The sequence below is a fragment of the Nonomuraea sp. GTA35 genome, assembly GCF_041950525.1.
Lineage (GTDB): Bacteria > Actinomycetota > Actinomycetes > Streptosporangiales > Streptosporangiaceae > Nonomuraea.
The window spans coordinates 1,024,784-1,049,068 of the sequence record NZ_JBGNUV010000003.1 but is presented as its reverse complement, the minus strand read 5'-3'; the positions used below and the strand labels follow the sequence as shown (position 1 = coordinate 1,049,068).

Below are 24,285 nucleotides of genomic sequence, written 5' to 3'. Positions count from 1 at the left end.
GACACGACCGCTGACAGGACTTGGCGCCGGCGCGCTCTTCACGGGAGCGCCGGCGGACAACGAGACACGAGGGCTCCTGCGCGGCGCGGCGACGCGCCCGGGAGCTGACGGGAGAACGCCCGCATGCTCGACAACGAGCCCAACGCCGGGGCCACTGGCCCCGACGGGGAGACAATTGAACAGCCCGAGGTGACCAGTCGTCGCCGCTCCGCCAGCCGCCCCGCGGGTCCTCCGCCGGAGCTGCCCGAGGAGCCGGCCTCCGCTCCGGTCACTGTTGCCGCCGCGCAGGCCGCGCCGTCCGTGGCCGAGGTGCAGGCGGTGCAGCGCAACGCCGCCCAGCGGGCCGCCGGTGAGCCGGCGCCTGAGCTGCTCGCGGCGACCGAGCGCACGGCCGATGCCGGTACGGCGACCGTGCCGGCCGCTGATGCCGGTGCGGCGACCGCGCAGGCCGCTGGTGCCGTTGCCGGTACGGCGGCGGGGAGCGCCGGTGCGGCTGCCGAGGGGACGAGCCCGGTGGAGGACGCGGCGGCCGAGGCCGTCGCCGACGCCGTGGCCGAGAAGCCGAAGAGGGCCACCAGGACACGGTCGACCGCGACGACGACGCGGCGACGTACGACGAAGAAGGCCGCTGAGGCCGAGCAGGAAGCCGCGCCCGCGGTGCCGGAGGGTGAGGCCGGAGCGCCCGGCGAGGCCGCTGAGGCCGTCGCTGAGGCCGCCGCGGAGGCGCCTGTGAAGCGGCGCAGGACGCGTAAGAAGGCCGAGGCGGAAGAGGCCGCGGCGCCTGTCGCCGAGGTGTCCGGCGCGCCGGTTTCCGGCGTGGCGGTGTCCGGTGGCGAGGCGCGGTCCGTGGAGGACTCCGCCGCGCGGGCCGGGGTGGCCGAGGCCGGTGCCGCCGAGGGGGCCGAAGTGGTCGCGCCCTCCGGTGGTGGTGAGGGCGCGGCGCCGTTCGGCGGCGAGGCGGCGGTCACGGGTGCCGTTGGCCAGGTGGGCGCGGCTGAGGACGTCCCTGCCGGTGCCGACCGTGCGGCCGCGGAGGCCGCCGTCGCTCCTGAGGGGGCGACCGGGACGGCGCGGCGCCGTACGCGCAAGGCCACGACGGCGAAGGCCGGTAAGGCGGAGGCTGCGGCGGGCGCGGCCGAGAGTGCTGCGGTGCCCGCAGGCGAGGCCGGGGGCGCCGCGCTGTCGGCCGGTGAGGCCGCTGCGGCGGCGGGCGCCGGTGAGGGCCGCGCCGACGTGGCCGGTGGCGAGGGCGCGGGCGTCGAAGCGGCTGCGGCCGGTACGGGCCGTGCGGCGGCCGGAGCCGGTAGGGGCCGTGCCGGTAAGGGCCGCGCTGCGGCTGCCGAGGGCACCGCGGCTGTTGATGCCGGTGAGGCTGCCGAGGACGACGAGGCGGACGAGGACATCCTGGAGATCCTGCCCGAGGACGAGCCGCTCGACGACGAGCCCGCGGGTGAGGACCTCGACGAGGAGAACGTGCGGCCGAGCCTGCTCGCCGACCCCTTCGGGCTGACCGCGCGCAGGGACGTCGAGGCGGGCGGCGCCGCGTTCCAGCGGCCGGCGGCCATCTTCGCGCCGCTGTTCCAGGCGCCCGACCCCAGCCGTGCCAAGCCGGTCGTGCAGCGGAAGGTCGAGCCGCAGCCCGCTCCCGAGCCCGAGGAGGCCGAGGAGCCGGTCGACGAGACCGTGGCCGAGGACGAGGAGACCGACCTCGACACCTCCGACGAGCAGGAGGAGGAAGAGGGCGGCGGCCGCCGCCGTCGCCGCCGCAGGGGCGGCAGGGGCCGCGGCAAGGCGCGCGAGCGTGACGATGCCGAGGACGGCGAGGAGTCCGAGGAGGAAGGCGACGAGGAGCAGGCGGAGGAGGCCCAGGAAGAGGAGTCCTCCACGTCGCGGCGTCGCCGCCGTCGCCGCCGCCGGGGCAGCGAGGAGGTCGCCGAGCCGGCCGGCGACGACCCGCCGAACACCGTGGTGCGCATCCGCGCGCCGCGCTCCGGCCGTACGGCGACGCTCGACACCGCCACCGACGGCGTGCAGAGCGTGCGCGGCTCCACCCGGCTGGAGGCCAAGAAGCAGCGCCGCCGTGAGGGGCGCGAGCTCGGCCGCCGGCGCCCGCCGATCATCACCGAGTCGGAGTTCCTGGCCCGCCGCGAGGCGGTGGACCGGATGATGGTGGTGCGCCGCCAGGGCGACCGTACGCAGATCGCGGTCCTGGAGGACGGCGTGCTCGTCGAGCACTACGTCAACCGTGAGGCCAGTCAGTCGTACGTCGGCAACGTCTACCTCGGCAAGGTGCAGAACGTGCTGCCCTCGATGGAGGCGGCGTTCGTGGACATCGGCAAGGGCAGGAACGCGGTCCTGTACGCCGGTGAGGTGAACTTCGACACCGCCGGGATGGAGGGCCAGCCCAAGCGGATCGAGTCGGCGCTGAAGTCGGGCCAGTCGGTGCTCGTGCAGGTCACGAAGGACCCGATCGGGCACAAGGGCGCCCGCCTCACGTCGCAGATCAGCCTCCCCGGGCGTTACCTCGTGTACGTGCCGGACGGGTCGATGACCGGCATCAGCCGCAAGCTGCCCGACAAAGAGCGCACGCGGCTCAAGAGCATCCTGAAGAAGGTCATGCCGGAGAACGCCGGTGTGATCGTGCGCACGGCGGCCGAGGGCGCCTCCGAGGAGGAGCTGGCCCGCGACGTGGCCCGGCTGTCGGCGCAGTGGGAGAGCATCCAGAAGAAGGCCAAGTCGGCCAGCCCGCCCGAGCTGCTGTCCGCCGAGCCCGACCTGACCATCAGGGTCGTGCGTGACGTCTTCAACGAGGACTTCACGAACCTGGTCGTCCAGGGCGACGAGGCGTGGGACACGGTGGACGACTACGTCGAGTACGTCGCTCCGCACCTGGCCGAGCGCCTGTCGAAGTGGGACGGCGAGCAGGGCGACGTGTTCGAGTCGTACCGGATCGACGAGCAGCTCGCCAAGGCGCTGGACCGCAAGGTGTGGCTGCCGAGCGGCGGCTCGCTGGTGATCGACCGTACCGAGGCGATGACCGTCGTGGACGTCAACACCGGCAAGTTCACCGGCCAGGGCGGCAACCTGGAGGAGACCGTCACCAGGAACAACCTGGAGGCGGCCGAGGAGATCGTCCGCCAGCTCCGGCTGCGCGACATCGGCGGCATCATCGTGATCGACTTCATCGACATGGTGCTGGAGTCGAACCGCGACCTGGTGCTGCGGCGGCTGCTGGAGTGCCTGGCGCGCGACAGGACGAAGCACCAGGTGGCCGAGGTCACCTCGCTGGGGCTGGTCCAGATGACGCGTAAGCGGGTCGGTCAGGGCCTGCTGGAGGCGTTCTCGACGCCGTGCGAGTGCTGCAACGGGCGCGGCCTGGTGGTCTCCACCGAGCCGGTGGAGTCCAAGCCGGAGCCGCGCGGCACGCAGAGCAAGATGGCGGTCGAGAAGGCGGTCTCGGACAAGGTTTCCGCGGCCAAGGACTCCTCCAGCCGTGATACCGTGACCGGTGCGCTTGATGACGTCCCGGCCGAGGACGACCAGGCAAACCAGACTTCCGGCAGAGGGCGGCGACGCTCCCGCCGAGCCAAGTCTGCCGAGTAGCTGCTCGACAGACTTCCGACGATCCGTCCGGTTCGCCTAGGGGCCCGGTCATCCGGTACCCTGGTGAATCGGTGCGTCAGGTGACGTGCCCTGTTGGCGCGCTTACTCGGTTCGTCGGTTTGAGACAGACCGAATGACAGGCGCAGCATTCGGCGGCCGCCTCTCCGTGAGGCGGCCGATGTTCGAGACAACAGTGAGTCAGTAGAAGGGTTCCGCGGTGTACGCGATCGTTCGTTGCGGCGGCAGGCAGCAGAAGGTCTCCGTCGGTGACGTCCTCGAGGTGGACAAGGTCGCCGGCGAGGTCGGCTCTTCGGTTTCGCTGCCGACGGTGCTCGTCGTCAACGACGGCGATGTGACCACCGAGGCGGGCAAGTTCATGGTCAGCGCCGAGATTCTCGGCGAGACCAAGGGCCCGAAGATCCGCATCCTCAAGTACAAGAACAAGACCGGTTACAAGAAGCGCCAGGGTCACCGCCAGCGGTACACCCAGGTGAAGATCACCGGTATCGAGCAGGCCTGAACGGGAGTTTGAGAGATGGCACACAAGAAGGGCGCGTCGTCCACCCGGAACGGTCGTGACTCCAACGCCCAGCGTCTGGGCGTCAAGCGCTTCGGTGGCCAGCTGGTCAACGCGGGCGAGATCATCGTCCGTCAGCGTGGCACCCACTTCCACCCCGGCGACAACGTCGGCCGTGGTGGCGATGACACGCTGTTCGCGCTGGCCGCGGGTCACGTGCAGTTCGGTGTCAAGCGCGGCCGTCGGGCCGTGAGCATCGTTCCCGTCGCCGAGTAGGGTTTCCTGCTCGTTCGACCTTCGGGTTTGTTGCTTCAGGGGTGGATCGACTCGATCGGGTGTCGATCCACCCTTTGGCGTTTTCCGGGCTTCGCGGCCTCGGTGCTGGAACGAGATGCCCCCTGGCGGGGGTGATGGAGGAATACGGGGATGCCGGACTTCGTGGACCAGGTGGTCCTTCACATCAGGGCCGGTGACGGGGGGAACGGGTGCGCCTCCATCCACCGGGAGAAGTTCAAGCCGCTCGGCGGCCCCGACGGCGGCAACGGCGGGCGGGGCGGCGACGTCATCCTCGAGGTCGATCCCAACACCGCCACCCTGCTCGACTACCACCGCCGCCCGCACCGCAAGGCGGAGAACGGCAAGCAGGGTCAGGGCTCCAACCGTGACGGCGCCAACGGGGAGGACGTGATCCTGCCCGTGCCGAACGGGACCGTGGTGAAGGACGCCGCCACCGGCGAGGTGCTGGTCGATCTCGTGGGCGCCGGTACGCGGTACGTGATCGCCGAGGGCGGGCACGGCGGGCTCGGCAACGCCGCGCTGGCCACCACCAAGCGCAAGGCGCCCGGCTTCGCGCTGCTCGGCGAGCCGGGCGACGGCCTCGACGTGCTCCTGGAGCTGAAGAGCGTCGCGGACGTGGCGCTGGTCGGCTTCCCGAGCGCGGGCAAGAGCTCGCTGATCGCCGCCCTGAGCGCGGCCAAGCCGAAGATCGCCGACTACCCGTTCACCACCCTGATCCCCAACCTGGGTGTGGTGACCGCGGGGGAGAACGTGTTCACCGTCGCCGACGTGCCCGGCCTGATCCCGGGGGCGTCGCAGGGCAAGGGGCTCGGGCACGAGTTCCTGCGGCACGTCGAGCGGTGCGACATGCTCGTGCACGTCATCGACTGCGCCACCATGGAGCCGGGGCGCGACCCGATCACGGACTACGAGGTGATCGAGGCGGAGCTGCGGGCGTACGGGAAGCTCGAGGACCGGCCGCGGATGATCGTGCTGAACAAGGCCGACGTGCCCGACGCCCGGGAGCTGGCCGAGATGGTCAGGCCCGAGTTCGAGGCCAAGGGGCTGCAGGTGTTCACGATCTCCGCCGCCACGCACGACGGGCTGCGGGAGCTGACGTACGCGATGGGCGAGTGGGTCGCGGCGGCCAGGGCCAACAAGCCGATCGAGGAGCCCACGCGGCTGGTGATCCGGCCCAAGCAGCTCGGGGACGCCGGGTTCAAGGTGCGGCGGGTCAACGACAACCTGTTCCAGATCACCGGCGAGAAGCCGGAGCGGTGGATCAGGCAGACCGACTTCAGCAACGACGAGGCCGTCGGCTACCTCGCCGACCGGCTGGAGCGGCTGGGCGTCGAGGAGCAGCTGGCCAAGGCGGGCGCCAAGGCCGGCGCCGAGGTGGTCATCGGGCCCATGGAGGGCGGTTACGTCTTCGACTGGCAGCCCACGCTGAACGCCGAGTCGGTGCGGCAGGGGCCGCGCGGCACCGACATGCGCCTCGGGTAGCACGCGTCCCGGGCGCGAAGGGTGCCGGCGTCCCAGGCGGGCGGCCAACCCGCCAGGGCGCGGGCGGCCAACCCGCCAGGGCGTGGGGGGCTCAGGCGCGTAGGGCGTGGGGGGCTCAGGCGCGGAGGGTTGCTTCCGCGCCGCCGTCCGCGTACAGGATCTGGCCCGTCATGAACGAGTTGGCGGCGCTGACCGTCCAGGCGAGCAGGGACGCGATCGCGTCCACCGGGCCGGGGAAGCCCAGGGGCTGCGGCATGGCGGCGGCGACGAGGGCGCGCGCCCGCGGGTCGTCCAGGAACGTCGCGCGAGCCGTGTGCGTGTCCACCACGCCCGGCGCCACCGCGTTGAGCGGGATGCCGTACTCGGCCCAGGACAGGGCGGCGCGGCGCAGCCACCGGTTGAGCGCGAGCTTGCTCGACGGGTAGACGGCGCGCCCGCGCCCGGACTCGACCAGTGTGCGGGCGGCCGCGGCGGCGGCCTCCTCGTCCATGGTCAGGCAGCACTCCACGAGGCCGTCGTCGGCCGCCACGATGGCGCTCAGCGAGGAGACCGCGACCGCTCTGGGCTGCGCGGACGCGGCAAGGAGCGGCCGCAGGCCCTCCAGGGTGGCGATCGTGCCGAAGAAGTTGAGCCGCACGGGCAGCTCGGACGGGAGCGCGAGCCCGGCGACGGCGACGAGGCCGTCGACCCTGCCGCCGGAGGCCGACATGACGCCCGACACCAGGTTCTCGCGGCCCTGCGGGGTGGTCAGGTCGGCGAGCACGTCGGCGTCGCGTACGTCGCAGCGGATCACCTTCGCTCCGGACGAGGCGAGGTGATCGGCGGTGGCCGCGCCGATGCCGGAGGCGGCGCCGGTGACGACATAGGTACGAGCTTCCATGCGTGAAAAATTACATTCGTTGAAGTAATGCAGTCAATGCAGGTAATGCGGCAATTCGGTAGCGGTGGCCCCGCGGCGAGCCGATAGGCTGCCTTACGTGCGGGAACAGATCAGCTCAGCGTCGAAGGTCGTCGTCAAGGTCGGCTCCTCCTCGCTCACCACCCCCCAGGGCATGATCGACGTGGACCGGGTCGACGCCCTGGTGGACGTGCTGGCGGCCAGGCGCCGCACCGGGACGCAGATCGTCCTGGTCTCCTCCGGGGCGATCGCGGCGGGCCTGGGCCCGCTCGGGCTGAGCGCGCGACCGCGCGACCTGGCCACCCAGCAGGCCGCCGCCTCCGTCGGCCAGGGCGTGCTGGTGGCCCGCTACACCTCCTCCTTCGCCCGCTACTCGCTGCGCGTGGGCCAGGTGTTGCTGACCGCCGACGACATGATGCGGCGCGCGCACCACGCCAACGCCCAGCGCACCCTGGCCAGGCTGCTGGAGCTGGGCATCGTGCCCATCGTCAACGAGAACGACACGGTGGCCACCGACGAGATCCGCTTCGGCGACAACGACCGCCTCGCGGCGCTGGTCGCCCACCTGATCCACGCCGACGCGCTGGTGCTGCTGTCGGACGTGGACGCGCTCTACGACGGACCGCCCAGCCGCAGCGGCTCGCGCAGGCTGGCAGAGATCCGCGGGCCTGAAGACCTCGTCGGCGTCGAGCTGGGCAAGAACGGCGCGGCCGTCGGCACCGGCGGCATGATCACCAAGGTGCAGGCCGCCAGGATCGCCACCGGGGCGGGCGTGCCCGTGGTGCTCACAGCGGCCGCTCACGCGGCCCAGGCGCTCGCCGGGGCCGACGTCGGCACCTACTTCCACCCGGGGGGCCGCCATCCCGGCACGCGCCTGCTGTGGCTCGCGCACGCCACCACCGGGCGTGGCCGCCTCCACCTCGACCCGGGTGCCGTGGAGGCCATCGTGGGGCGCCGCAAGTCGCTGCTGCCGGCCGGGGTGACGGCGGTGGAGGGTGAGTTCGCGGCGGGCGATCCGGTGGACCTGTGTGGCCCTCAGGGGCTCGTGGTGGCCCGCGGCCTGGTCAACTTCGACGCGACCGAGATCCCGGGGCTGCTGGGCCGCTCCACCAGGGAGCTGGCGAGCACGCTCGGTCCGGAATATGAACGCGAGCTGATTCACCGCGACGACATCGTCATACTGGAAGCCCACAACTAGACAAGCCCCGGCAAGGAGCGCGTGATGTCCGAAGAGTTCCTGAAGGTCGCCCGTGCGGCACGAGAGGCCGCCGCCGAGCTGGCCCCGCTGCCGCGGGCGCCCAAGGACCGGGCGCTGCGCACGATCGCCGACGCCCTGGTCGCGCACGCCGCCGAGATCGTCACGGCCAACGCCGAGGACGTCGAGCGGGCCAGGGCCCAGGGCATCTCCGAGGCGATGATCGACCGGCTGCGGCTCGACGAGGCCCGGATCGGCGCCATCGCCGAGGCCGTGCGCCAGGTGGCCGACCTGCCCGACCCGGTCGGCGAGGTCGTCCGCGGCTCCACGCTGCCCAACGGGCTGGAACTGCGCCAGCTCAGGGTGCCGCTCGGCGTGATCGGCATCATCTACGAGGGCCGCCCCAACGTCACCGTCGACGCCGCCGCGCTCTGCCTCAAGAGCGGCAACGCGGTCCTGCTGCGCGGCTCGTCCAGTGCCTACTCCTCCAACACCGCGCTGGTGCGGATCATGCAGGACGCGCTGGCGGCCACCGAGGTGCCCTCCGGCGCCGTCCAGCTCGTGCCGGGCCAGACCCGCGACTCGGTCAAGGAGCTCATGCGGGCCCGCGGGCTGGTCGACGTGCTGATCCCGCGCGGCGGCGCGTCCCTGATCAACTCGGTGGTCGAGGAGTCCACGGTGCCGGTGATCGAGACCGGCGTGGGCAACTGCCACGTGTACGTCGACGCCGAGGCCGACGTCGACCTGGCCGTGCAGATCCTGGTCAACGCCAAGGCGCAGCGGCCGTCGGTGTGCAACGCCGCCGAGACGTTCCTGGTGCACGCCGGCGTCGCCGACGCGTTCGTGCCCAAGGCGCTGGCGGCGCTGCGCGAGGCGGGCGTGACCGTGCACGGCGACGAGCGGATCGCCGGCTACGGCGCCGAGGTCGTGCCCGTCACCGACGACGACTTCTACGCCGAGTACCTCTCGCTCGACATCGCCGCCGCCGTCGTCGGCTCGCTGGAGGAGGCGGTGGCGCACATCCGGCGCTACGGCTCCGGCCACACCGACGCCATCGTCACCCGGTCGCAGCAGGCCGCCCGCAGGTTCGTGGCGCTCGTCGACTCGGCGGCCGTGGCGGTCAACGCCTCGACGCGGTTCACCGACGGCGGCGAGTTCGGGTTCGGGGCGGAGATCGGCATCTCCACGCAGAAGCTGCACGCGCGCGGCCCGATGGGGCTGCCCGAGCTCACCTCCACCAAGTGGATCTATACGGGAGAGGGGCATTTGCGCACGTCAGAAGGCACGGTGGTGTGCGGTTGACCGGCGTGTCGGCCTGACCTGCGCGGGGTGCCGCAGCTTGACTGGGGGGCATGGAAATTGTCGTCGCCCTGGTCTTCGCGGCCGCGGTGCTGTTCGGCGCCGACCGGCTGCTGCTCTGGCTGGAGAGCCGCGGCCACGTCAACTGGCGCAGGAAGGGCCGCAGGCAACTGTCGGAAGAGCCCACGGCCGGGCTCGACAGCATGCTCTCCGATCACACACGCCGATAATCCTTCGGCGTGCCTCACACGGTAACTCGCGTACCGGCGCTAGGGTTGTGTCCCTTATGGGCGCGCCGGGCGGGGAGGGACGGTGAGCAAGCTCGGCAAGGTCGGGCCGTACACCCTGGTCGAGCGGCTCGGCCGGGGCGGCATGGGTGAGGTTTACCTCGCCACCACCCGCCGCGGCGAGCAAGTCGCGCTCAAGGTCCTGCGCGACCTCACCGAGGACGAGACCGCGCGCATCCGGCTGGAGCGCGAGGTGCGCGCGCTGCGCAGGGTCGAGAGCCCGTACGTCGCCAAGGTGCTCGACGCCGACCTGAACTGTGCGCGGCCGTACCTCGTCATGGAGCACATCGAGGGCGCCACGCTGCTCGACCAGGTACGCCAGAGCGGCGCTCTGGAGGTTTCCCAGCTCGTCGACATGGCCCAGGGCATCGCCGCCGCGCTGGCGATCATCCACGCGGCCGGGGTCGTGCACCGCGACGTCAAGCCGGGCAACATCATCATGGCCGACCGCGGGCCGGTGCTGATCGACTTCGGCATCGCCCAGGTGCTCGACGCGACCCGGCTGACCATGACCGGCACGTTCCTCGGCACGCCGGGTTACACGGCGCCCGAGATCTTCGCCGACGAGCAGGTCGACTCGCCCGCCGACGTGCACGCCTGGGCCGCCACGGTGGCGTTCGCGGCGACGGGGCGGCCCACGTTCGGGCGGGGCACGGCCGAGGCGCAGATGTACGCGGTGCTGAACGGCCGGGCCGACCTCAAGGGCGTGCCCGTGGAGCTGCTGCCGCTGGTGCGCGCCGCGCTCAACAGGGAGCCGGGCAAGCGGCCCACGGCGGCGCTGCTGGCCGATCGGCTGTCCAGGCTGGCCAGGGCCACCAGCACGGCCGAGAGCGAGCAGGCGGCGGCCGGTGGGCGTGCCGGCGACGGGGCCGAGGAGACCGCCAAGGGCACGGCCGCGCGCAGCCGTGCGGCCGAGGACTCCGGCGCGCGGGGCGAGGCCAAGGCACGCAGCAGGCCCAACGCGGTGCCCGCGGAGGGCAAGGTGCCGCCGCCGCGCGGGCGTACCGGAAGCAGGCCCGTGCCCGACGGCAGCGGGCGCAGCGGGAGCAGGTCCGCCTCCGATGGGAGCGGGCGGGCCGGGAGCAGGCCCGTGCCCGACGGGAAGGGCGCGGCGGCGCTGGCGCGCAGCCGGGCCGAGGGGAAGGTGCCCGCGCCGCGGGCCCGTACGAGCGTCGACGGGAAGACCACCGGCCCGCGGCCCAAGATGACCGCCTCACGCCAGCGCACGGCGGCGGCCGTCAGGAGCAGGACGACCGCCAGGCCGAAGGCCGAGTCGGCCACCACCCTGCCCGCGGGCAACGGCGCGCTGCTGATGCTGGCGGTGCTGGCCGTGCCGTGCGTGGTGGCCTCGGTGATCTGGCCGATCGCCTCGATCGCGATCACGACCGCCTTCGTGGTGCTGACCAGGACGCTCTGGATGAGCCACTGGATGGTCAGGAAGCGCAGCTCCCGGCGCACGCGGGTGACGCTGCGCGTGCTGCTCTTCCCGATGGCGCTGACCGGGGCGGCGGTCACCGCCGTCGTGTGGCCGGGGGTGCCTGTCGCGGTGGCGTCGGGCGGGGCGCTGTGGGCCACCGGCGGTGGTCAGATCGACTCCGACTGGTGGCAGCAGGCCGCGCCCGTGACGGTGGCCGGTGTGGTGTTCGGGATGTTGTGCGGCGGCATCACCGGGCGCGAGATCGAGCGGATCGGGCACCGGCTGCCCGACCTGCGCAGGGAAGGGCTGCGCGCACTGGCCGTGCTGGGCGGGTTCGTCGCCCTGTGCGCGGCTGCCGTACGCGCGATCGCTCTCCTGCTGTGACGGGCCCGGGCGGTCCCAGCGGGCCCGGGGGCCCGCAGCCGTTTACGTGCTGTGGCGGGCTTGGGCGGCCCGCCGCCGTCTCACGGCGGGCCGGCGCGGTCGATCACGCCGATCGGTCGCGCGGTGTTCAGCCCTGGCCGCCGTCGCGGCGGGAGAAGCGGTTGAAGATGCGCTCGCCCGCGTTGACCGCGCCCTCGGCCACGTCGCGCAGGACGCCGATGAACGGGTCCTGCGACTGCTGCCAGGACGCGCGGTAGGACTCGGCCGCCGCCTTGATCTCGTCGGTCACTCTCGCGTTGGGGTCGTCCTCCCTGCGGGGGTAGTCCCCGCCGAGGATCCGCTCGTACTCGCCGCTGCGCTGCCACCTGTCCAGCTCCGCCACGCGCACCACCGCGAACGGGTGGGTGGTGCCGAGGAGGTTGAGGACCTTGAGGAAGCCGTCGCGAAGGTCGCCCGCGGTGTCGTATTCCTGGTACTGCTCCAGGAACGCCTCGATGTTCATCTCGTGGGTGTAGTCGCCGCCGGCGAGCTTCATCAGCGCGCGCTTGGCCGCCTCGGGGTCCTGCCCGACGAGCAGGCCGCCGCGGTCGGAGGACAGCTCGGACTTGCGGTACCACTCCTCCAGGCCCGCGACGATCGCCCGCAGGCCGATGTAGCCGAGCGGGATCCAGGCGACGCGGGTGGCGAGGCGGGTGAGGATGTCGAGCATCGTCCGGTAGACCGCGTGCCCCGACAGGATGTGCGAGGTCTCGTGGCCGATGACGAAGCGCTGCTCCTCCTCGTTCATGAGGTTGAGCAGACCGGTGGTCACGACGATGAACGGGTCGTCGAAGCCGATGGCCTTGGCCTGGACCTGCGGGTCCTGCTGGACGTAGATCTCGGGGATCCGGTGCAGGTCGAGGGTGTAGGCGGCGTCGCGGCCCATGTCGTAGAGGGAGCGGAACTGGGTCTCGCTCACGCGTACGGCCGACGCCAGGTACATCAGGCGCAGCCGCCGCTCACTGATGAGGCCGGACATCTGCTTGAGAACCGTGTCGAACCCACTCAACTTACGCAGAGCGACCAGGGCGGACCGGTCTGCGGGGTGTTCGTAGGCTCGGGACGAGATGCCGGGCAGTTGGACGCGGTTGCGGTCCGGGGTGGTCGTCATGCCCGGCATGCTACGTCCGCAACGGAAGTGATGCGCGGTCATCACGAAGGGGGGTCCATTCATGTTGGGGGAAAGCGTCCGCGTAAGGTCCGATTCATGATGAATGCGCCTGGTGTGCAGGGGATGAGGCGAGTGGGCGTGATGGGTGGGACGTTCGACCCCATCCACCACGGGCACCTGGTCGCGGCCAGCGAGGTGGCCCATCACTTCCACCTCGACGAGGTCGTCTTCGTGCCGACGGGACGGCCATACCAGAAGTCCGAGCGGGAGGTGTCGGCGCCCGAGGACCGCTACCTGATGACGGTCATCGCGACGGCGTCCAATCCCCGCTTCTCGGTCAGCAGGGTGGACGTGGACCGACCGGGGCCGACGTTCACCATCGACACCTTGCGTGATATTTCAGAGATATACGGGCCTCAGGCCGAGCTGTTCTTCATCACCGGCGCCGACGCGCTCGGCGCCATACTCGACTGGCAGCAGGCCGACGAGCTGTTCGAGCTGGCGCATTTCGTCGGCTGCACGCGCCCCGGGCACACCCTGCACGACCCTGGCCTGCCCGAAGGCCGCGTGACGTTGCTGGAGATTCCCGCCCTTGCCATTTCCTCGTCCGAGTGCCGTCAGCGCGTGGCAAAGGGCGAGCCGATTTGGTATCTGGTGCCCGATGGAATCGTCCAGTACATCAACAAGCGCGGGCTGTACCACGCGGCCGGTTGACGGGGCTCGGGGAAACACAGGTGAGGGGTTTCGGGCTGGAAGGGTACCCTCAACATAAGGGCATGCTGCCGACACAGGAGGACAGACCCGCATCGTGACCGCATCTGACAGATCCGTCCAGCTCGTGCGCATCGCCGCGGAAGCCGCGGCCGACAAGCTGGCCGATGACATCCTCGCCTACGACGTGAGCGAACAGCTCGTCATCACCGACGCCTTCCTGCTCTGCTCCGCCACCAACGACCGTCAGGTACGCGCCATCGTCGACGAGATCGAGGATCGGCTGCGCACCGAGGCCGACGCCAAGCCCGTACGCCGTGAAGGCGAGCGCGAGGGCCGCTGGGTGCTGCTCGACTACATCGACATCGTCGTCCACGTCCAGCACGAGGAAGACCGCACGTTCTACGCGCTCGAACGCCTCTGGAAGGACTGCCCGGCCATCGCGCTGCCGGAGAGCGTGATGCAGGCCAACCTCCAGCGGGCCCGCGCGTGAGCCCCACCTTCATGCGTTTCCGGCAGGCCGCCGCATGAGCCGGCGGATCGTGTGTCTGCGTCACGGGCAGACTCTGTGGAACGTCGAGCAGCGGTTCCAGGGCCACTCCGACATCCCTCTCGACGAGACCGGTGTCGCGCAGGCCGCCAGGGCGGCCTCGTTGCTGGCCTCGCTGCGGCCCACCATGATCGTCTCTTCCGACCTCCAGCGGGCCAACGACACCGCCCTGGCCCTCGGACGGCTGATCGGGCTCGACGTGGCGGTCGACAAGGACTTCCGCGAGCGCGGCGGTGGGCAGTGGGAAGGGCTCACCCGTGAGGAGATCGCCGCGCGCTGGCCCGAGGAGTACGCCGCCTGGGAGGCGCCCGACGGCGAGCCCGTCACCGACGTGGCCGCCAGGGTGGCGACCGCGATGCGCCGGTGGGCGGCCCGGGTCGACGACGACGGGCTGCTGGTCGTGGTCTCCCACGGCGCGGCGCTGCGGCTGGGCATCTGCGAGCTGCTCGGGCTGCCCGAGGAGTTGTGGCCGGCGCTGGGCGGGCTGGGCAACTGCTCCTGGTCCGTGCTGCAGGAAGGGCGCAAGGGGTGGCGGCTGCTGGAGCACAACGCCGGCACCTTGCCCGAGCCGGTGCACAGCGACGACAAGCCCGAGGCCGAGGCCTGACGGTCCGTACGGCTCGGGGGGCCGTACGGGCATACGAGGGCCGATCCCGGGCGAACCACCCGACGACAGCCTGAACGGGCTGAGCGTGTGCGGGGCCGGTGGAGCAGCATGGCGTCCTCCTGCCCGCGGACGATCTCGGTGGAGCGGCCGGGGGCGCGGCGATGTCATGGAAGGGGCGGCGCTCCGTACGGATGATCTCAGTGCGTCGCGTAGGACCTGAGGTCGATGGCGGAGGCGGCGCGTTCGGTCATGCGCTTGATGAGGCTCTTGCCCGGCATGTACGGCAGCAGGCGCATCATCTGGTTACGTCGCCAGATCTGGGACTTCTTCCGGGGAACCAGGAACTTGTCGGCTCCCTGCGCCTGGCGCCGGCAGACGGCCGCATAGGGCCTCATGCGGCTCTCGTACCGGCTGAAGGCGGTCTCGTGGTCGCCCGCCTCGGCCAGCTCGCTCGCCAGCACGTACGCGCCGATCAGCGCCAGGCCCGTGCCCATGCCGCCCGGCCCCGGGGCGTAACCCGCGTCGCCGAGGAGCGTCACCCGGCCGGACGAGTACGACGGCAGGACGACCTGGGCCGCGGGGGCGAAGTAGAAGTCGTCGGCCGCCCGCATCCGCCCGAGCAGGTGCGGGACCTCCCAGCCGACCCCTTCGAACGCCTTCTCGACCAGGGCCTGCTGCTGGGCCCGGTCGCGGTGGTCGTAGGTGAGCGGGGGCGCGGCGAAGTCCAGGGAGGCCCTCGTCCGGCCGCCCGTGCTGACGATGGTGGCGCAGGTGGCGGGCTCGCTGTACATGACGCCCTCGTGGTCGAGGTGGTACGTGCTGGGGATGGAGAAGATCGCCCCGTACATGCCCAGGTGGTGGATCCGGCCGGAGGTGTCGCCGAAGGCCAGCTCGCGGACCTTCGAGCGGATGCCGTCCGCCCCTACGACCAGATCGAAGGTGCGGGGGGCGGATCGTTCGAAGGTGACGTGGACGCCGTCCCCGGTGTCCGCCAGCGCGGTGATGGAGTCGCCGAAGACGTACTCGGCGGGGGCGGCGTCGTGCAGGATGCGGCTCAGCGCGCCGCGAAGGATCTCCACCTCCCCGCTGAACGCCTCCGAGGGCAGCCTCGACAGGCGTCTGCCGCGCTCGTCGACGATCGCGATGTCGCCCATGCGGGTCTGGGCCTGCCGTACCGCGTCGAGAATGCCCATGCGGGCCAGGACCTCCAGCTGGGGAGCGCCGCGGAAGTCGACCGCCTGGCCGCCCGGGCGGATGGCGGGGGCGCGTTCGACGACGGTGGGGTGGTTGCCGTGGCGGGCCAGCCAGTGGGCCAGGGCGGGGCCGGCTACGCCGGCGCCGGAGATGAGGACGGCGAGGTCGCGCATCGGGGTGGCCTTCCTTGGGTGTTTACGCTGTACGCGCACTCTAGGAACGGCGCGTTGGCGCGGCAAGATGGGTGTCTGCTGCACTAGTGCGCGCACAGGAGATGTCTGGTAGAAATCGGGCTGGTGCACTAGTGCGCCAGGCATGCCGTGCGGGTGGGAGGAACGGCCGGTGGATCGGGAAAGTGCGCCGTACCTCCGGATCGTCGAAGAGCTGCGGCGGCGCATCGCCGCCGGAGAGCTGGCGGCGGGTGATCGGCTGCCCTCGACGCGGCAGATCGTCCAGGAGTGGGAGGTGGCGATGGCCACCGCCAGCAAGGTGCTGAGCAGGCTGCAGGAGGAGGGGCTGGCGCGGGCGGTGCCGGGGGTGGGCACCGTGGTGGCGGGGCGCGAGGCGGTCGCGCGCACGCACGTACAGGACCTGACCAGGCAGCGCATCGTGCGGGCGGCCATCAGGGTAGCCGACGGGGAGGGGCTCGCGGCCGTCTCGATGCGGCGGATCTCGACCGAGCTGGGCGCCTCCGCCATGTCCCTGTACCGGCATGTGGCAGGTAAGGACGAGCTCATCCACCTGATGGCCGACGCGGTGTACGGGGACGATCCGCCGCCGGAACGCATCCCGCGCGGCTGGCGGGAGCAGCTGGAGCTGGCGCTGCGGCAGCAGTGGCGCATCTACCGGCGCCACTCCTGGCTGGCGCGGGCCGTGTCCCTGACGAGGCCCGAGTTCGTGCCCCACGGCATGGCGCACACGGACCGGCTGCTGCGCGCGCTGGACGGGGTCGGGCTGGACGCGAACGCCATGATGCACGCCGTGCTGTCGCTGCTGAGCTACGTCCGTGGGGCAGCGGTCAGCCTGGAGGCGGAGGAGCAGGCGCGTACGGAGACGGGGATCACGGACGACGACTGGATGCGGGAACGGGAGGCCGAGCTCGGGACGCTGTTCGCCTCCGGGGCCTATCCCACGCTCGCCAAGGTGGTGGAGCAACCCGGGCTGGACCTGGACCTCGACTCGGTCTTCGAGTTCGGCCTGCGGCGGCAGCTCGACGGGCTGGCCGTTCTGGTGGCCAGGGCGCGGGGCGGGCGGCGCGATTAGGCGAATGGGGCCGGATGGCTATATGCTCTCGGAGCGCCGCAACGGGTGGACTCGGAGCGGTGACCAGGGGCTATAGCGCAGTTGGTAGCGCGCCTCCATGGCATGGAGGAGGTCTGGGGTTCGAATCCCCATAGCTCCACAGGACAACTCGCCCCGATCCTGGGTTCAGGATCGGGGCGTTTGTGTTGTGCGGGTGTGGCGTGTGAGCGCAGGCCTCCGTTGGGAGGGGGCGGCCGATCCGGGGCTGGTGCGCGGCGGTCAGGTCTGGGGCTGAGGCTGGGTGCGGCGGCCGATTCGAGGCTGGGGTGCGGCTGCCGGGTCTGGCGCTGAGGCTGGGGTGCGGCGGCCGATCTCGGGCGTGGGTGCGGTGGCAGTGGGCCGCCGTTGCGTGCGGGTCTGGGGCTGAGGCTGGCGCGGCGGCCGGTTCGGGGCCGGGGTGCGGTGGCCGGTGAGCCGCCGTTGCGTGCGACCTGCCCGGTGATCGCCGAGGTCGGCCGGATCGGGCCTCAGGCTCGTCAGCGCGGGCGGGTGGGAGGTCGGGGAGTTTGGCCGAAGGTGTGCTGCCAGAGTTGCTCGCCGTCGTCGAGCTGGACGGTGGGGAGGAGGCCGGCGTTGCGGGCGACGGTGGCGGAGGCGGTGTGGGCCGGGTGGATGTGGGCCTGCACGGTGGTGACGCCGGTCGTGCGGAGCCAGGCGATCAGGGCTCTGGCGGCTTCGGATGCATAGCCCCGGCCCTGCCACGGTGCGCCGATCACCCAGGCGACCTCGGCTCGGCGGCCGTTGTCCATGATGGTGGCCTGGACGTAGCCGATCGCCTGGGCGTCCGGTCCGGTGCGGAGGATCCAGTTGCGCCATTCCTGGCTGCCGTCAGGGGAACGGCCGATGGCCTGGCGGGCGTAGCGGGCGCGTAACTCGTCCAGCGTGGGCGGGGAGCCTCCGGTGAAGGTGTACAGGGTCTTCGCGCTGAGGACGTGCACCATCTCCTCGGCATCGGCCACGGACAGCGGGGTGAAGAGGAGCCGGTCGCTGGTCAGCTCGGGGTCGGCCATCTGTTTTGCCAATCTCCCGCTCGTTCCGGGGGCGGTATCGGCGCGGGCCGAGGTGGATCGGTCCGTCTCGGGCTCGCGCCGGTGTGGATCTGTGTGGATCGATGCTACGGGGCCGGTGTCGCGGGAGCCGGCAGCGCGTCTCGTAGGGTTCAAGGCGGGACACTGTGGGCTCGTCCGGATCGTGCCTGGGTGTCCCGCCTTGCTGGTGTGCCGGGGTGGGGAATCAGGAGAAGACGGCTGACTTGAGCAGCAGGCGGCTGCTTGCCCGGCCGCCTGGGCGCAGGGAGTAGTAGTCGCCTGTGCAGTCGATGCCGGTGAACATGGTGACTGTGGAATCGGTGTGGTTGACGGGGGTGTGGGCGCTGTCCTCGATGTCGTAGACCTCGGGCAGGTTGATGCAGGTTCCGCTGTGGGGGTCTGTCAGGTCGGCGATGCTCGTGCCGTCCGGGGTCGGGTAGGTGTAGCTGAAGGTCCCTGTGGCGGCGTGGGCGGGGGTGCACAGCGACACTGCCAGTGCCAGCGTCAGGGAGGAGAGGGCGGTGGCGGTCCTGCGTGCGTTCATGGCGGAGCATGTCCCTTCGGGATGGGATGAAGGCTTCGATCGGCACCACATCCTATGACTACTCTTCGTATCTGAATAGTTACGGAGAGCGATGCTGTTGTCACTGGGTGGCCGGTGGGGTCAGCGGCCCTTCTCGTAGATGACGAGGCCTCGGGAGAGGCGGAGGGGGACCAGGACCAGCTCCACCAGGAGAGCCTTCCAGGCGTAGTAGAGGTTCACCGCCTTGTTCAGGTAGACGAAGGGGAGGTTGAGCAGGACCTGCGTGATGGGGAGGCGGCGGCGTCTGGCCGCGTAGAGGAGGGCTGGGACGGTCAGCAGGAGCTCGGCGCCCGCCCACCAGCCCAGCGTGTGGGGCAGCGGCTCGTGGAAGGTCGTGACGAGGAGCAGCGGAGCCGCCCACCACAGCGGGGCCACCAGGATCTCCAGGAGCGCCACGATGATCCAGGTGGCGAGCATGGGCTTGCGGGTGAGCAGGCGAGGGAGATGGAGGCGGACGTTCTGCATGAAGCCGGCCATCCAGCGCCACACCTGCTTACGGAGGTAGGTGAGGGTCTCCGGATCGGCGGCCCAGGCCACGGCGTCGGAGACGTAGACCGCCCGGCGGCCCGCCAGTTGCTGGCTCCAGGTGAAGTCCATGTCCTCGACGATGGTGCGTTCGGGGAAGCCGCCGGACTCGGCCAGGGCTGTGCGCCTGAACATCGAGCAGCAGCCGGAGCAGACCATCGGACTGTCCGCCAGTTGCTGGATCGGGCGGTGCCAGTGGAAGCCGAACAGGTACTCGGTGGACCTGCCGCGCTCCCAAGGGGTGCGGGCGAACCGGGTCTGTACGTTGCCGGCCGCCACCTGCACGGCCGGGTCGTCGAAGGCGGGCTTGAGGTGCTCGATGTAGTCGGGGGCCAGGACGGTGTCGGCGTCCACCGCCAGGACCAGGTCCGTGTCGCAGTGGGGGAGCGCGTGGTTCTGGGCCTTGGCCTTGCTGCCCAGGTTGCGGGGCGGGCGCAGGACCGTGACGCCGTAGGAGGCGGCGACGTCGCCGGTGTGGTCGGTCGAGCCGTCGTCCACGACGATGATCTTTTCTGGCGGGACGGACTGGGACTTGACGGAGCGGAGGGTGGCGGGGAGACCTGCCTCCTCGTTGTGGGCCGGGATGATGACCGTGACGGTCAGGGGCGGGGACGTTCGCGCCTGTGTTGACGTGGGCGTGAGCGTCGGCGAGGAGGGCGTGGTCACCTGCGTCGCCTCCTCAGCTTGAGCGCGATCAGGGTCACCAGGCCGACCGTGGCGTAGACGATCAGGCTGAAACCGAGCGTGGGTGGGCCTCCGGGCATCCTCTGGCTCCTTGGTTGTGCGATGGGTTGTTGTGCGAGGTGGCTCTGAGGATGCTCTTCGGGCCTGGGTGGCGAGGTTCCGAATGCGGTTCTGTGGATGGAGGGTCGGCTGTCCGGGTTGTCCTGTGGATGAAGGGCCGGCCGGGATTGCGCCGCCGCTGGTACGGGGCCGGAGAGTGGCGAGCGCGGCAGGCTGCCTACACTGCGGCAGGCCGTGATGGCGCGGATCGGACCGCACGTGGCGCCGGAGCGTCAGGGCGTCGGGCCGGACGTGGCGCTGGGGCTCAGTGCGTCGGGCCGGACGTGGCGCCGGAGCGTCAGTGTGCCGGACCGGACATGGCGCCGGAGCGTCAGTGCGCCGGACCGCACATGGCGCCGGAGCCTCAGGGCGCGGTGCCGGAGGCCGCCGTCTCCGTCAGGCTCCGCCACCACCGTTCCCGGTGCGTGGCCCGTACCAGGCGGTTGTGCAGCCCGTGCAGGACCTTGGCGTTGTGCGTGTTCACGTGGAGCTCCTCCGCCCCCGCCAGGTGGCGCAGCGGGCGACCGCGGCAGGTGGAGCAGCCGCACGTGCCCTCCCCGAGCCGCTCCACCGGCACGAACTCCAGCCGCTCCACCACGAACGCGCTGCGCGCCCCGCCCCGCCGCCACCCGCCGCGCACCTCGTGCGGCTCCGGGTAGAGGTGCCGGAGCACCTCCCGGACGCCGATCGCGGCCCACTCCGCCCCGTACGCCAGCGCCCCCAGCGCGCTCACCCCGGCCGAGAGCAGGGGCAGCGGGACCGGCCGGTACGGTGGCCCGTCCTCGACCACCAGCGCCACCGGCGACCCGTAGTCGGCGACCGTGCGGAGGAGCGTGCCGCGGTCCTCGATGACCCAGCGGGCGTGTACGGGCAGCACCGCCACGGCGCCGTCCCACTGGAGGGCCTGTTCGAGGATGGCGTGCAGGGCTTCGTGGTCCCCTTCACCGACATATCCGGAATCGGTGAGCGGGGCCGTCGCGCCCGCCTCCACCTGGTCCGCGATCCAGTCGGCCGACAGCCGTGCCGTGCCCCGCACTCGGGCGGACCCGGCGTACCTGCGGCGATCGGCGAGCAGCGGCCCGTCGTAGCCGGCCCTGCGCACCATGCGCACCGCGTCGTGGCCGGCCTGGCCGGTGAAGACCAGGCCGGAGCCGGGGTGACCGGCCAGCGTCGTCGCGTCGTAGACGTCCCTGACGCTGACCTGGACCAGCAGGCGCTCGTGGAGGTCCATGGCGCGCGCATCCTGGGGCCGAGGGGTGTCTTATCCCGAGATATCCCCATAAATCGGCGCGGTTCCCGCCTCCCGGTAACGCCTGGCCAGCTCGTCCGCCGTCGCCGCCAGCCGCTCGCGCAACGCGGCGGGGGCCAGCACCTCGGCATCCGTGCCCAGCCTGAGGAACTCCCCGACCGCGTGCTCGATCGACTCGATCGGCACCGTGACCCGCGTCCAGCCCTCCTCGTCGGGCGGCAGCGCGCTCTGCCTGGCCGCCGCCACCACCCCGGGCGTCATGAGATCGGCCAGGCGCCGCACCCCGCGCGGCGACAGCCGCACCACGGCCTCGCCCCAGCGCAGCCTGGCCTCGAACTCCGCCAGGTGCCCCGCCCAGTAGGCGGCCAGATCGAACCCCTCCTGCCGGACGAACCCCTCCGCCAGCGGCTGCAGGTCGAGGATCTGCGAGACGCGGTACGTGCGCACGTCCTCGCCCGCCCGGGCCACGAGATACCACCGCCCCGCCTTGACCACCAGCCCGTACGGCTCCAGCCGCCGCTCCACCTCCTGCGGCTGCTTCCACCGCCGGTACCTGATCTGGATGCGCCGCTCGTTCCAGACGGCGTCGGCCACGGCGGCCAGGTAGGTCGTGGGGTCCTGATCGCGGTACCAGGTGGGCGCGTCGAGCAGGAACCGCTCCTGGATGCGGCCCGCGCGGTCCCTCAGCTCGACCGGGAGCGCCGCCATCAGCTTGAGCTGCGCCGCCGCCACCACCGTGCCCAGGCCCAGCTCGGCCGCGGGTCCGGGCAGTCCCGCCAGGAACAGGGACTCCGCCTCGTCCGCCGTCAGGCCGGTGAGCCGGGTGCGGTAGCCGTCGAGGAGCTGGTAGCCGCCCTTCGGGCCCGCGTCGCCGTAGAGGGGGATGCCCGCGGCGTGCAGGGACTCGACGTCGCGGTAGATGGTGCGTACCGAGACCTCCAGCCGCTCGGCCAGCTCCTGCGCGGTCATCCGCCCGCGCGTCTGCAGCATCAGGAGGATGGAGACCAGGCGAGAGGCACGCATATCACTGACACTACCTGTCAGTGACCCTGCCGTACGTTCTCCGCATGAACGACTTCGACTTTCTCGCCGGTCACTGGGACGTGGTCAACCGCCGCCTCGTCAAGCCCCTGTCCGGCAGCGACGAATGGGACGAGTTCCCCGGCCGGACCGTCGCCACCCGGCACTTCGGCGGCGCGGCCAGCTTCGACGAGATCGAGTTCCCCACCAAGGGGACCAGCGGCCTGACCGTGCGCGTGTACGACCCGGCGACCCGGCAGTGGTCCATCTACTGGGCCAGCAGCGCCACAGGAGCGCTGGACACCAGGCCCATGGTGGGCGCGTTCGAGGGGGACAGGGGCGTGTTCCACGGCGAGGAGAGCCACGAGGGCCGGCCGGTGCGCTGCCGGTTCGTCTGGACGGTCGCCGGCGCCGGCGCCGCCCGCTGGGAGCAGGCCTTCTCCGACGACGACGGCCGCACCTGGGAGACGAACTGGACGATGGACTTCACCCGAGCGTGACCGTCTGCGTGGCCGGCGCCCCGGTGGCGGAGGCGGAGCGCACCCACAGCACCGCCGCCACGGCCACGGCCGCGACGAGCAGCACGAGCCCGCCGACCACGATCACCCACCACCACCCCGACCTCGGCGGCTTGGCCTCGTAGTGCTGCACGTCCGGGAGCATGTCCGGCGTGTACGGCAACCGCCGCGTGCTGGGCGCGTCCGGAGGCCCCTGCTCGTCCGGCTGCCCGTGGCGGGGATAGCGGATCGTCTGGTTGGGATCGGGATCCTGCGGGCCGGGCTGCTCTCGCGTCATGGTCCCCTCGAACACGCTGCGGAGTGTCGGGTACGGCAACATTGTCACACTTACCGGGGTTGCCCCGTCCATGCCTCATGACATCTGTACTCGTGACGGGCGGCAGCGGGCGCCTCGGCCGTGCCGTCCTGGAGAGCCTGGCCGAGGCGGGATACGAGGTGCGGGCGACCAGCCGTACGGCCCGCCCCGCGGGCGGTGGCGTGCGGTGGGCGGTCGCGGACCTGACCACCGGCCGGGGCGTGGCGGCGGCCGTGTCGGGGGCGGACGTGATCGTGCACCTGGCCTCGGCGCCCTACCGGGGCCGCTACACGCGCCGGGTGGAGCTCGACGGCACGTCGGTGCTGCTCGCGGCGGCCCGGGAGGCCGGGGTGCGGCACCTGATCTACGTCTCGATCGTGGGCGTGGATCGCGTGCCATGGGGATATTTCCGGACAAAGGTGCAGGCTGAGCGCCTCGTCCAGGGCGGGCCGGTGCCGTGGACGATCGTGCGGGCCACGCAGTTCCACGAGTTCGTGGCACAGGCGTTGCGGGGGATGGCCAGGCTCGGTTTCCTGATCGTCGACCCGGGCATCGCGGTGCAGCCCGTGGACGTGCGGGACCTGGCCGGGCACCTGGCGGCGCTGGCAGGCCGGGGGCCGGGCGGCGAGGTGCAGGAGTACGGCGGCCCGGAGTCGCTGACCATGGCCGAGGCCGCGGCGAGCTGGCTGCGGGCCCGGCGCCTGCGCAGGCCGGTGCTGCGCCTGCGCCTTCCCGGCGGGCTCGGCCGGGCCTTCCGCGCCGGCCACCTGACCACCCGGGCCCGGCCCGCCGGCGAGATCACCTGGGAGGCGTACCTGCGCCAGGCTCAGCCCTGACCGTGACCCTGGCCGAAGGGCGGCTGCGGCGGCGTCTGCCAGCCGGGCGGCTGCTGCTGCGGCCCAGGCTGCCACCCCGGCTGCCCAGGCTGTCCCGGCTGCCCGGGCTGCCACCCGGGCTGCCCCGGCTGTGATCCGCCCTGCCAGTCGGGCTGCCCGGGCTGCCACTCCGGTTGCGGCTGCCACGCCCCCTGGGCGGACGGCTGCGGCCGGTTCCTGGGCATGATGACCGCCCAGACCAGCAGCGCGGTCCCGACCGTCTGGAAGAGCATGACGGCCACGTTGATGATGAAGAAGACCGGTTGGTACCCGCCCAGCCCCAGCGACTCGACGAGATCCTGGGCCAGCAACGCGAACACGCCGCTGATCACGCCACCCAGCAGGAGCGCGATGCAGCCCACCATGCCGACCACCGAGGCGCGGCCGTGCTCCTTCCTGCGCATCGCCATGAGCGTGACACCACCCAGCAGCACCACGAGCGTCACGATCAAGTTGAAGATGTTGAGGATGTAGGAAAGCATCAAACAAGCTCCATCGGGTCGTTGAGCGACCCGA

Annotated in this window: 24 protein-coding genes and 1 tRNA gene; 15 read left to right on the top strand and 10 right to left on the bottom strand. The window is 71.8% G+C overall.

Going from position 1 to position 24,285, the window contains the following annotated elements:
- The first annotated feature begins 873 nt into the window (after positions 1–873).
- The 4 genes from ACBJ32_RS18345 (at position 874) to obgE (ending at position 5,899) form a co-directional block, all read left to right on the top strand.
- Positions 874–3,603: a ribonuclease E/G gene (locus ACBJ32_RS18345; protein ID WP_375127772.1), complete on the top strand. Its 2,730-nt coding sequence runs from the start codon at positions 874–876 to the stop codon at positions 3,601–3,603.
- Between the two features lie 217 nt (positions 3,604–3,820).
- A complete protein-coding gene (rplU, locus tag ACBJ32_RS18340) occupies positions 3,821–4,123 on the top strand; it encodes a 50S ribosomal protein L21 (RefSeq protein WP_357867130.1) in 303 nt (100 codons plus the stop codon).
- A 15-nt stretch (positions 4,124–4,138) separates the two neighbouring features.
- Positions 4,139–4,396: a 50S ribosomal protein L27 gene (gene rpmA / locus ACBJ32_RS18335; RefSeq protein WP_012893687.1), complete on the top strand. Its 258-nt coding sequence runs from the start codon at positions 4,139–4,141 to the stop codon at positions 4,394–4,396.
- Positions 4,397–4,546: 150 nt separating this feature from the next.
- Positions 4,547–5,899: a GTPase ObgE gene (gene obgE, locus ACBJ32_RS18330; protein WP_357867133.1), complete on the top strand. Its 1,353-nt coding sequence runs from the start codon at positions 4,547–4,549 to the stop codon at positions 5,897–5,899.
- A 115-nt stretch (positions 5,900–6,014) separates the two neighbouring features.
- Here obgE and ACBJ32_RS18325 read toward each other — a convergent pair whose 3' ends face one another.
- Positions 6,015–6,779 carry an SDR family oxidoreductase gene (locus ACBJ32_RS18325; RefSeq protein ID WP_375127739.1) on the bottom strand — a complete coding sequence of 255 codons (765 nt, stop codon included), beginning with the start codon at positions 6,777–6,779 and terminating at the stop codon, positions 6,015–6,017.
- A gap of 97 nt (positions 6,780–6,876) precedes the next feature.
- On the opposite strand from ACBJ32_RS18325, the gene proB reads away from it, so the two are divergent.
- The 4 genes from proB (at position 6,877) to ACBJ32_RS18305 (ending at position 11,379) form a co-directional block, all read left to right on the top strand.
- A complete protein-coding gene (proB, locus tag ACBJ32_RS18320; protein WP_375127738.1) occupies positions 6,877–7,995 on the top strand; it encodes a glutamate 5-kinase in 1,119 nt (372 codons plus the stop codon).
- A 24-nt stretch (positions 7,996–8,019) separates the two neighbouring features.
- Positions 8,020–9,294: a glutamate-5-semialdehyde dehydrogenase gene (locus ACBJ32_RS18315; protein ID WP_375127737.1), complete on the top strand. Its 1,275-nt coding sequence runs from the start codon at positions 8,020–8,022 to the stop codon at positions 9,292–9,294.
- A 50-nt stretch (positions 9,295–9,344) separates the two neighbouring features.
- Complete coding sequence (locus tag ACBJ32_RS18310; protein ID WP_375127736.1) at positions 9,345–9,521, top strand: hypothetical protein; 177 nt, start codon at positions 9,345–9,347, stop codon at positions 9,519–9,521.
- 82 nt (positions 9,522–9,603) lie between these two features.
- Positions 9,604–11,379, top strand: a complete 1,776-nt coding sequence (locus ACBJ32_RS18305; RefSeq protein WP_375127735.1) for a serine/threonine-protein kinase — start codon at positions 9,604–9,606, stop codon at positions 11,377–11,379.
- A gap of 127 nt (positions 11,380–11,506) precedes the next feature.
- On the opposite strand, the gene ACBJ32_RS18300 is transcribed toward ACBJ32_RS18305, so the two are convergent.
- The gene (locus ACBJ32_RS18300; RefSeq protein ID WP_357867148.1) at positions 11,507–12,529 is read right to left on the bottom strand and encodes a M48 family metallopeptidase; all 1,023 of its coding nucleotides are present in this window, start codon (positions 12,527–12,529) and stop codon (positions 11,507–11,509) included.
- 96 nt (positions 12,530–12,625) lie between these two features.
- Between ACBJ32_RS18300 and nadD the strand changes: the two genes are divergently transcribed.
- From nadD to ACBJ32_RS18285, 3 genes are all read left to right on the top strand, one after another.
- Entirely contained in the window at positions 12,626–13,243 is a 618-nt protein-coding gene (gene nadD / locus ACBJ32_RS18295) for a nicotinate-nucleotide adenylyltransferase (RefSeq protein ID WP_375127734.1), read from the top strand.
- A gap of 94 nt (positions 13,244–13,337) precedes the next feature.
- Positions 13,338–13,733, top strand: coding sequence for a ribosome silencing factor (rsfS, locus tag ACBJ32_RS18290; RefSeq protein WP_357867153.1), 396 nt, complete (start codon positions 13,338–13,340; stop codon positions 13,731–13,733).
- 34 nt (positions 13,734–13,767) lie between these two features.
- A complete protein-coding gene (locus tag ACBJ32_RS18285; protein WP_357867156.1) occupies positions 13,768–14,397 on the top strand; it encodes a histidine phosphatase family protein in 630 nt (209 codons plus the stop codon).
- 197 nt (positions 14,398–14,594) lie between these two features.
- Here the strand turns inward: ACBJ32_RS18285 and ACBJ32_RS18280 are convergent, their stop codons facing one another.
- On the bottom strand, positions 14,595–15,764 hold the full coding sequence (locus tag ACBJ32_RS18280) for an FAD-dependent monooxygenase (RefSeq protein WP_375127733.1): 1,170 nt from the start codon (positions 15,762–15,764) through the stop codon (positions 14,595–14,597).
- Positions 15,765–15,933: 169 nt separating this feature from the next.
- On the opposite strand from ACBJ32_RS18280, the gene ACBJ32_RS18275 reads away from it, so the two are divergent.
- Together ACBJ32_RS18275 and ACBJ32_RS18270 are read left to right on the top strand one after the other, a co-directional pair.
- A complete protein-coding gene (locus tag ACBJ32_RS18275; RefSeq protein WP_375127732.1) occupies positions 15,934–16,854 on the top strand; it encodes a TetR/AcrR family transcriptional regulator C-terminal domain-containing protein in 921 nt (306 codons plus the stop codon).
- Positions 16,855–16,920: 66 nt separating this feature from the next.
- Positions 16,921–16,993, top strand: a tRNA-Ala gene (locus ACBJ32_RS18270).
- Between the two features lie 376 nt (positions 16,994–17,369).
- On the opposite strand, the gene ACBJ32_RS18265 is transcribed toward ACBJ32_RS18270, so the two are convergent.
- The 5 genes from ACBJ32_RS18265 to ACBJ32_RS18245 all read right to left on the bottom strand — a co-directional run bounded on the left by ACBJ32_RS18265 (position 17,370) and on the right by ACBJ32_RS18245 (position 22,084).
- On the bottom strand, positions 17,370–17,915 hold the full coding sequence (locus tag ACBJ32_RS18265; RefSeq protein ID WP_375127731.1) for a GNAT family N-acetyltransferase: 546 nt from the start codon (positions 17,913–17,915) through the stop codon (positions 17,370–17,372).
- Between the two features lie 211 nt (positions 17,916–18,126).
- Positions 18,127–18,465 carry a hypothetical protein gene (locus ACBJ32_RS18260; RefSeq protein WP_375127730.1) on the bottom strand — a complete coding sequence of 113 codons (339 nt, stop codon included), beginning with the start codon at positions 18,463–18,465 and terminating at the stop codon, positions 18,127–18,129.
- A 120-nt stretch (positions 18,466–18,585) separates the two neighbouring features.
- Positions 18,586–19,695 (bottom strand): glycosyltransferase, encoded by a 1,110-nt coding sequence (locus ACBJ32_RS18255; protein WP_375127729.1) that lies wholly within the window; start codon positions 19,693–19,695, stop codon positions 18,586–18,588.
- Positions 19,696–20,176: 481 nt separating this feature from the next.
- Entirely contained in the window at positions 20,177–21,043 is an 867-nt protein-coding gene (locus tag ACBJ32_RS18250) for a hypothetical protein (RefSeq protein ID WP_375127728.1), read from the bottom strand.
- Between the two features lie 30 nt (positions 21,044–21,073).
- Positions 21,074–22,084 (bottom strand): helix-turn-helix transcriptional regulator, encoded by a 1,011-nt coding sequence (locus ACBJ32_RS18245; protein WP_375127727.1) that lies wholly within the window; start codon positions 22,082–22,084, stop codon positions 21,074–21,076.
- A 44-nt stretch (positions 22,085–22,128) separates the two neighbouring features.
- On the opposite strand from ACBJ32_RS18245, the gene ACBJ32_RS18240 reads away from it, so the two are divergent.
- The gene (locus ACBJ32_RS18240; protein WP_375127726.1) at positions 22,129–22,581 is read left to right on the top strand and encodes a hypothetical protein; all 453 of its coding nucleotides are present in this window, start codon (positions 22,129–22,131) and stop codon (positions 22,579–22,581) included.
- Here the strand turns inward: ACBJ32_RS18240 and ACBJ32_RS18235 are convergent.
- Entirely contained in the window at positions 22,568–22,891 is a 324-nt protein-coding gene (locus tag ACBJ32_RS18235) for a hypothetical protein (RefSeq protein WP_375127725.1), read from the bottom strand. The genes ACBJ32_RS18240 and ACBJ32_RS18235 overlap by 14 nt on opposite strands.
- Before the next feature lie 62 nt (positions 22,892–22,953).
- Between ACBJ32_RS18235 and ACBJ32_RS18230 the strand changes: the two genes are divergently transcribed.
- Positions 22,954–23,730: an SDR family oxidoreductase gene (locus tag ACBJ32_RS18230; protein ID WP_375127724.1), complete on the top strand. Its 777-nt coding sequence runs from the start codon at positions 22,954–22,956 to the stop codon at positions 23,728–23,730.
- On the opposite strand, the gene ACBJ32_RS18225 is transcribed toward ACBJ32_RS18230, so the two are convergent.
- Positions 23,721–24,251, bottom strand: coding sequence for a hypothetical protein (locus tag ACBJ32_RS18225; RefSeq protein ID WP_375127723.1), 531 nt, complete (start codon positions 24,249–24,251; stop codon positions 23,721–23,723). The genes ACBJ32_RS18230 and ACBJ32_RS18225 overlap by 10 nt on opposite strands.
- Positions 24,252–24,285: the final 34 nt, after the last annotated feature.